The organism is Stenotrophomonas sp. YIM B13575 (genome assembly GCF_042787595.1).
GTDB lineage: Bacteria > Pseudomonadota > Gammaproteobacteria > Xanthomonadales > Xanthomonadaceae > Stenotrophomonas > Stenotrophomonas lactitubi_B.
On sequence record NZ_JBHZOP010000087.1, the window covers coordinates 1 to 7,574 of the forward strand.

General features: G+C 68.2%; 7 protein-coding genes and 1 riboswitch. Of the genes, 4 read left to right on the forward strand and 3 right to left on the reverse strand.

Annotated elements, in window-relative coordinates:
* Positions 1–177 precede the first annotated feature (177 nt).
* Both ACFX4F_RS14280 and ACFX4F_RS14285 read right to left on the reverse strand, forming a co-directional pair.
* Positions 178–1,089, reverse strand: coding sequence for an MBL fold metallo-hydrolase (locus ACFX4F_RS14280; protein ID WP_380656369.1), 912 nt, complete (start codon positions 1,087–1,089; stop codon positions 178–180).
* A gap of 203 nt (positions 1,090–1,292) precedes the next feature.
* Entirely contained in the window at positions 1,293–1,931 is a 639-nt protein-coding gene (locus tag ACFX4F_RS14285; protein WP_099821588.1) for an NAD(P)-dependent oxidoreductase, read from the reverse strand.
* Between the two features lie 105 nt (positions 1,932–2,036).
* Between ACFX4F_RS14285 and ACFX4F_RS14290 the strand changes: the two genes are divergently transcribed.
* From ACFX4F_RS14290 to gph, 3 genes are read left to right on the forward strand one after another with little or no spacing between them, the layout of a single operon-like run.
* Positions 2,037–2,966, forward strand: coding sequence for a LysR family transcriptional regulator (locus tag ACFX4F_RS14290; RefSeq protein ID WP_380656372.1), 930 nt, complete (start codon positions 2,037–2,039; stop codon positions 2,964–2,966).
* Entirely contained in the window at positions 2,963–3,754 is a 792-nt protein-coding gene (locus ACFX4F_RS14295; protein WP_380656377.1) for a class I SAM-dependent methyltransferase, read from the forward strand. Before ACFX4F_RS14290 ends, ACFX4F_RS14295 begins: the two co-directional genes overlap by 4 nt.
* Positions 3,755–3,804: 50 nt before the next feature.
* Positions 3,805–4,473 carry a phosphoglycolate phosphatase gene (gene gph, locus ACFX4F_RS14300; RefSeq protein ID WP_380656380.1) on the forward strand — a complete coding sequence of 223 codons (669 nt, stop codon included), beginning with the start codon at positions 3,805–3,807 and terminating at the stop codon, positions 4,471–4,473.
* Between the two features lie 87 nt (positions 4,474–4,560).
* On the opposite strand, the gene btuB is transcribed toward gph, so the two are convergent.
* Positions 4,561–6,402, reverse strand: coding sequence for a TonB-dependent vitamin B12 receptor (btuB, locus tag ACFX4F_RS14305; protein ID WP_380656383.1), 1,842 nt, complete (start codon positions 6,400–6,402; stop codon positions 4,561–4,563).
* A 117-nt stretch (positions 6,403–6,519) separates the two neighbouring features.
* A riboswitch (cobalamin riboswitch) is annotated at positions 6,520–6,741 on the reverse strand.
* A gap of 176 nt (positions 6,742–6,917) precedes the next feature.
* On the opposite strand from btuB, the gene ACFX4F_RS14310 reads away from it, so the two are divergent.
* Positions 6,918–7,496: a histidine phosphatase family protein gene (locus tag ACFX4F_RS14310; protein ID WP_089238474.1), complete on the forward strand. Its 579-nt coding sequence runs from the start codon at positions 6,918–6,920 to the stop codon at positions 7,494–7,496.
* Positions 7,497–7,574 lie beyond the last annotated feature (78 nt).

A 7,574-nucleotide genomic window follows, 5' to 3' on the forward strand; every position in this document is an offset into this window, starting at 1 on the left:
GTCCGGTTGCGGGGGTGTCCGCGGCATGGATGCCGCGGCCAAGCCCCCAGGGACGGGTTTACGGCGTCCCCCGCAACCGGGCCCACCCCGCCACCCCAAGTAATGCAGGCTTTTGACGTTGCCGTTGCCGTCGATTCGGCAGGTGCAGGGCGCAGCCCTGCAAAAGAAAACCCTACCTTACGGCCACCGCATCTCGCCCTTGGCCACCTTCGCACTCAACTCCAGCGACTCCACACCTGCCAGCTTCGGATAGCGCGCCTGCATCGCCTTCACCAACGCAGCGCTGTCCTTGGCCTTGGCTGATTCAACATCGAAGGCGCGGATGTACTCCGCCGTGAAGCGCAGCGCACTGGCATCCAGTGCCGCACCCTCCGCGTAATGACCGGGCACCACCACCTTCGGCTTCAACGCCTGCAGCTGCTGCAGCGTGCGCAGCCAATCGGCATGCGACTGCGGCGTCTGCGTATCGGCCATCCACACATGCTCGCCGGCCACCACCGGAATGCCACCGACGATCGCGCGCAGCGACGGCACCCACAGCACGCTGCGGTCCGGCGTCGGTCCATCCAGGCCGATCAACGGCAGGCGCTGGCCTTCCAGCTGCAGTGCATCGCCTTCCAGTACCGCTGGCACCACGATGCGTGCGGGAGCGTCGGCGCCCATCTTCGGCCCCCAGTACGCCAGCTTGCCGGCCTGGGATTCACGGATATGCGCTAGGGTCTGCGCGGTGGCGACGATGCGCGCCTGCGGGAACGCGTCCTGCACGGTGGCCAGGCCGAAGTAGTAATCCGGATCGCCATGGCTGATGTAGATGGTGGTCAGCTGCTTGCCGCTGGCGCGGATCTGCTCGACCAGCCGGCGCGCATCGCCGGCAGCGAACTGCGCGTTGACCAGGATCGCGTCGTTGCGCCCTTCGATCAGCACCGAGGACACCGAGAACATCGCCTGCGGGCCGGGATGGAAGGTCTGCAGGCGCAGCTGGGATTTCGCGGCGCTGGCAGGCGCAGGCGCGGCCGGTGCGGCCAGCAGCGGGGTGCTGGCGAAGCTGGCAGCCAGCGCGAGGGGAAGCAGCAGGGCAGCGGTACGCATGGGGAATTCCTCGTGTAGAGCCGAGCCATGCTCGGCTGCATGTTTGCGTTGAGCCGAGCGTGGGCTACGCCGGGCGTCCTTGCCCGGCCCCCTGCGGGCCGTCGCAAGCGACGTTGGCAACGGCTCCTGCCGTTACCTTCGACGTTACAGGTGGGTAGCGCCGGGCCATGCCCGGCGGGCGGGCAGGCCGGCGCGCGCCATGATCAGTACGCCGCCGTGATGATCTGCTTCGGGTACTTGCGCGCTTCCAGTTCGGCGACGAACGCGGCGCCGTAGTCGGCGTAGCTGATGCGGCTGTGGCCGCTGGCATCGGCGAGGAAGGCCTTGGGCTGCACGCGATACTGCCCACGCTCTTCACCCGGGCCGATTTCGGCCGCCGGCGAGAAGAAGGTCCAGTCCAGGTCATCCACTGCCTGCAGGCGGTTGAAGGCTTCACGGTGGGCCAGCGCGTAGGGCTTGTAGGCCTCCGGGAAGGTGGGGGTGTCGACCAGCTGCACGCCGGGGGCGACTTCCAGGCTGCCAGCACCGCCGACCACCACCAGGCGCGGCACGTTGGCCTTGCGGGCGGCGTCGGCCAGCTGCGCGGCAACCTCGCCGACGCGACCGATGTCGTCGCCCGGGCGCGGGCCGTAGGCGCTGGCCAGCACATCGTGGCCGGCAATGGCGGCGACCAGGGCATCCTGGTCGTCCAGCGAGGCGATGACCGGATGGGCGCCGGCCAGCTCGGCCGGCAGGTCCTGCGCGCTCCGCACGATGACGGTCAGTTGGTGGCCGTTGGCCAGCGCGTGGCGGGCGATCTGGCGGCCGATATTGCCGGTGGCACCGACGAGGGCGATCTTCATGGCAGGACTCCGTGGGGTAGGGCGGGGGAATGGGGCCACTGTAGGCCGCTGCAGTCGCTCGAAAAACAGCGTATAACGCGCTTGTTTGTTGCATGGATCGAGCAGATGGACCGATTGACCGCCATGACCGTGTTCGTCGAGGTCGCCGAGCGCGGCAGCCTTACCGCCGCCGCCGAGGTGCTGGACATGTCGCGGGCGATGGTCAGCCGCTACTTGGCCGAAGTAGAAGGCTGGCTGGGTGCGCGGCTGCTGCACCGGACCACGCGGCGGGTCAGCCTGACCGGGGCCGGTGAAGCCGCGCTGGCGCGTTTCCGGCAGATGCTGGCGATCAGCGATGAACTGCAGGGCGAGCTGGCCAGCGACGATCCTGAGCCGCACGGCACATTGCGCATCACCGCCAGCGTCTCGTTCGGGCAGAGCCATCTGGCGCGCGCAGTGGCCGCCTTCGTGCAGCGCCATCCGGCCGCCCGCATCGAACTGCTGCTGGTCGACCGCACGGTCAACCTGGTGGAGGAGCGCGTCGACCTTGCGGTGCGCATCGCAAGGCAGATCGATCCCAGCCTGATCGCACGTCGGTTGGCGATCTGCCGCTCGGTGCTGTGCGCGACGCCGGCCTATCTGCAGGCACGTGGCACGCCGACTGCCCCCGAACATCTCGCCACGCACAACTGCCTGACCCATCACTACGTCGGCAAGAGCCTATGGCAGCTGCATCGCGAAGGGCGTTCGTTGTCGGTTGCGGTGGGCGGCAACATCAGTGCCAATGAAGCGTCGCTGCTGCTGGAGGCCGTGCGCGCCAATGCCGGCATCGCCATGTTGCCGACCTACCAGGTCGCACCGTTGCTGCGCAGTGGCGAACTGATCGAACTGCTGCCCGAGTACAGCCTGGACGAGCTCGGCATCCATGCGGTGTACGCGTCGCGTCGACAGCAGCCCGCCATCATGCGGCGATTCCTGGACTTCCTCGCCGAATGCTTCGCGAGCCCGGCCTTCCAGGATCTGGACTGGCGCCCTTCGGGCAAGGAGAACACATGAACCATGGACAGGCGTTGATCGACCACAACCGTGCCGCCTGGGACCGCCAGGCCAGCGAGGTGCGCGAGTGGTCGCGACCGGTGGATGCCGAAACGATTGCCGCCGCACGCGAGGGACGCTGGCAGGTACACCTGACGCCGCGTGCGCTGCCGCTGGATTGGCTGGGCGATGTGCGGGGCAGGCGCATCCTGTGCCTGGCCTCGGCCGGTGGCCAGCAGGCGCCCGTGCTTGCTGCGGCAGGCGCCGAGGTGACCGTGTTCGATCTTTCCGATGGGCAGCTGGCGCAGGACCGCGCCGTGGCCGACCGCGATGGTCTGTCGCTGCGCACCGTGCAGGGTGACATGCGTGATCTGCAGGCCTTTGCCGACGACAGCTTCGACGTGGTGTTCCATCCCATCTCGAACCTGTACGTGCCCGACGTGCGCCCTGTGTGGGGCGAGTGCCACCGGGTGCTGGCGCGCGATGGCCTGCTGATGGCCAGCTTCTACAATCCGGTGGTGTTCGTCGCTGCGCGTGACGCACAGTTGAGCGAGCAGGGCCTGATCCGCCCGCAGTACGCGATTCCCTATTCCGACCTGGAAGACCTGGAGCCGGCCGCGCGCGAGGCCAAGCTGGCCCGTGGCGAAGCGCTGACATTCGGCCACAGCCTGGGTGATCTGATCGGCGGGCAGCTGGATGCAGGGTTCGTCATCGATCGCTTCATGGAAGACTGGCAACCGCAGCCGCGTTTCCTGATCGATCGCTACCTGCCGACCTTCCTGGCCACCCGCGCACGCCGGGTCGGCTGAAGGCGCGGGCGTACAATGGACGGCCCCACGTTGCACGAGTGAGCTGTCCCTTGTCGTATCCCTATCCGCTGGTCGTGTTCGACCTCGATGGCACGCTGGTCGACAGCGCCGCCGATATCGCCGAAGCACTGAACCGCACGCTGCAAGACATCGGTCTGGCGCGCGTACCCGAAGCCACCGTGCTGGGCTGGATCGGCGACGGCGTGCGCAGGTTGGTCGAACAGGCGGTGCAGGCTGCCGGGCGCGAAATCGACCTGGCAGCGGTGATGCCGACGTTCATGGTCCACTACCGCGAATGCCTGCTGCGCAGCCCGCGGCTGTTCGATGGCGTGGTGGAAGCGCTGGCAGGATTGCGCGCGCTGAACGTACCGCTGGCCATCTGCACCAACAAGCCGGCCGCGCTGGTGCCGCCGTTGCTGCAGCACCTGGGCATCGCCGAGGCTTTCGCGCTGGTGCTGGGCGGTGATTCGCTGCCGCAGCGCAAGCCCAGCGGCGAGCCGTTGCGGCATATCGCCGCGCATTTCGAACTGCCCGTTGATGCGTGCCTGATGGTGGGCGACTCGCTTACCGATTACCGCGCCGCCGAAGACGCCGGCATGCCGATCGCCCTGGTGCGTTACGGCTATCCGCGCGGACTGGACCTGGACAACGCGCACGCTGTCGCAGTGATCGACGACCTGCGCGAACTGCCGGGGTTGGCTGCAGGCATTCCGGTGTAGAGCCGAGCCTGCGCTCGGCTCTACAAGTAGATCGACGCCATGCGTCGATGGCATCTGGGGGCGCCGGGCAATGCCCGGCGCCCCTTTTCACTTCGGCTGGTAACGCACGCTCAGCTGGTACTCGCGGCCGGGCTGGTTGAACCACGCCACGGTCTCGTACTCGCGGTCGAACACATTGGCCACCCGCGCCAGCACCGACCATGCCGGGGTCAGCGCGTATTCGGCGCGCAGATCCAGCGTGCCGTAGCCGCCGACCTTCACCGCGTTGGCGGCATCGTCGTGGCGCTTGCCCGCGCCCTGTACGGTCAGGCCGGTGCGGAAGTCGCCGAAGCGGCGGTCGATGTCCAGGCGCGCGGTCTGCTGCGCACGGCGTGCCAGCCAGTTGTCGAACTGCGCGCTGCCGTTGGTGCGGTTGCGCGGGTCGGTGAAACTCAGCTGCGCGTTGATGTCGAAGCCGGCCACGGTGGCGCCGCCGGTCAATTCCGCACCGCGGATGCGTGCCTTTTCGACCTGCTGCATGCGGAAGGTGGCCGCGTCATAGGTGATCAGGTCATCGATGCGGGTCTCGTACACGTCCAGGCCCCAGCGCCAGCCCTGGCCCTGCTGCGAGATGCCGAGGTTGGCACTCTTGGACTTCTCCGGGTCCAGCGTCGGCACGCCGCTCCACGGGTCGTACAGGTCGCTGAAGGTCGGCGCCTTGAACGCGGTGCCGTAGCTGGCGTTGACGCGCAGGCCATGGCCCAGCTCCATCGCCCAGCCGAGGCTGCCGGTGGCGTGGTTGCCGAACTGCTGGTTGTCGTCGTTACGCGCGCTGGCCTGCAGCTGGTGACGGCCGAAGCGCGCCTGGTACTGCAGGAACACGCCGGTATTGCGGCGGCTGTCGACCAGGTAACCGGCGCTGCTGCCGTCCAGGTTGTCTTCGCTCCAGTCCACGCCGGCGCTGAGCAGCTGGCCTTCGGCCACACCGATGTCGGCCTGCAGCGAGGCGCTGTCGCGGTGCGTCTGTGCGCTGCCACGTGCACCGAAGTCGCCGAAGTTGTCGGACTCGTTGTCGCTGCGGCCGACATTGGCGGTCAGCGTCAGCTGCTCGGACGGGGTGTAGCGCACCTTGCCGGCCAGCACCTGCTGGCGGGTCTCGGAGTAGTTGTAGTAGCCGTCGTAGTGGTTCTTGCCGTCGGCGCGCAGCGCGCTGCCTTCCACGGTCCACTGCTCGCTCAGGTTGTAGCCACCACGCAGGCTCTTGGACAGGTTGCGGTAGCCATCGCGGTCGGGTTCATCGGCGAAGCAGCCGGCAAACAGCGTGGCCGAACCGCGGCAGGCATCGATGCCGTCCGAATGCTGGTAGGCGATGTCGGCGCCGAACCAGCCGCGTTCGGTGCCACCACCGATGCCGCCACTGGCTTCACGCAGGCCGTTGCTGCCGCCCCCCAGCTGGAAGTGCGGCGCGAAATCACCCTGGTTGCGGCGGGTGAAGATCTGGATCACGCCACCGATGGCGTCGGCACCGTACAGGCTGGACTGCGGGCCGCGCACGATTTCCACGCGCTCGATCTGCGCCAGCGGCAGATCCTGGTACATCGCCAGGCCGAGGTCGGCGCTGTTGATGCGCACGCCATCGACCAGCACCACGGTATGCGAGGAGTTGGTGCCACGCAGGAACAGCGAGCTCTGCTTGCCGAGGCCACCGGCATTGGTCAGGTTGATGCCGGCGCGTCCCTGCAGCAGTTCCTGCAGCGAGGTGGCCAGGCTGGATTCGATCTGCGCGCGGTCGATCACCTGCGCAGGCGCGATGCTGTCCTGCAGGGCGATCGGCGTGCGGGTGGCGGTGACCAGCACCTGATCGAGGTCGGCGGCACCATCATCGGCCAGGGCCAACGCGGGAAGAGCGGCCAGCACGGCCAGGGACAGCATTCGGGACTGCAGTTTCATCGGGAGGACTCCAGGTGCCGCGCACGCCCGCGCAGCGAAGGGGAGGAGTCACAACAGGCAGGCACGCGCCGATGCCGCGGCCATCGCCACAGGCATCCAGCGCCATGCCCACCGCATCGCGACCTGAGGCTTCCGGGCCGGTCTCCGGGCTCGCCGCCGGGTGGCCCGAGGCCACCGTCCAGGCGCCTTCCCATGCCTGCGGCACAGTGGCGGGTTGCCTGGAACTGACGTGCTTACCGTTGCGGGGGCAGCGCCGGCATGGCGTGTTGTCACGCGTCACCGGCTTCCCGTTTCAACCTGCCGGCAGGGCCGCAGGTCACCTGGAAGTGCGCGCAGTCTACGGCATCGCGGCCGGCCCGTAGCGTTGAACCTGCGCGCCTGGACAGGCGCGAATGCACCTGCACGGTGCAGCAGACCGGCGCCAGCGCCTAGAATGCAGCTCGAATTATCGTGGTGCCGTTGCCGATGTCCGTCTGTTTTCCGCTGTTCCCGCGCCGCCCGTACTGGGCACGCGCATGATCCTCGACCTGGTCCGCCATGCCGGCAACGGTCGTGATGAGTTCCTTGATGGCCGCAGCGATCCGCCGCAGCTGGCCCGCTTGCCGCAGGAGCTGGTGGATGCCTATGCCGGGCAGTCGTGGGAACGGGTGATCAGTTCGCCGCGCCTGCGCTCGCTGCATACGGCGATGGCACTGGCCACACCGCGCGCGCTGGACGTGGAGGCGGACGAGGAGTGGGAAGAGCTGGATTTCGGCGACTGGGATGGCCAATCGCTGTTCGACCTGCCGGAAGACGCGTTGGCCGCCTTCCACGCCGATCCGCACGCGTTTCCGCCACCGCATGGCGAGAGCTGGGGTCACTTCGAACGGCGCATCGCACGCGCACTGGATCGACTGCTGGATGACGACGACCCGGCGCCGACGGTCGTGGTCAGCCACGGCGGTCCGCTGCGCATGGTGCTGTCGCAGGTGTGTGGCCTGCCGATGTCGCTGTGCTGGGCGCTGCGCATCGATCACGGCACCCGCCTGCGGGTGTGGGTCGAGCGCGGTGAAGCAGGACTGGTGGGCGAGCTGCTGGAACTGCAGCAGCCCTGACGAATCCGGTAGCGCCGGGCCATGCCCGGCGGATTCCACATCACCCGCGCTACGCGCTCGCCGGGCATGGCCCGGCGC

Excerpts from the sequence above, each read along its gene's own strand:
- ACFX4F_RS14280 (WP_380656369.1), bottom strand. The coding sequence starts at position 1,089 with ATGCGTACCGCTGCCCTGCTGCTTCCCCTCGCGCTGGCTGCCAGCTTC.
- ACFX4F_RS14295 (WP_380656377.1), top strand. The coding sequence starts at position 2,963 with ATGAACCATGGACAGGCGTTGATCGACCACAACCGTGCCGCCTGGGAC.
- ACFX4F_RS14290 (WP_380656372.1), top strand. The coding sequence starts at position 2,037 with ATGGACCGATTGACCGCCATGACCGTGTTCGTCGAGGTCGCCGAGCGC.
- ACFX4F_RS14310 (WP_089238474.1), top strand. The coding sequence starts at position 6,918 with ATGATCCTCGACCTGGTCCGCCATGCCGGCAACGGTCGTGATGAGTTC.
- ACFX4F_RS14285 (WP_099821588.1), bottom strand. The coding sequence starts at position 1,931 with ATGAAGATCGCCCTCGTCGGTGCCACCGGCAATATCGGCCGCCAGATC.
- btuB (WP_380656383.1), bottom strand. The coding sequence starts at position 6,402 with ATGAAACTGCAGTCCCGAATGCTGTCCCTGGCCGTGCTGGCCGCTCTT.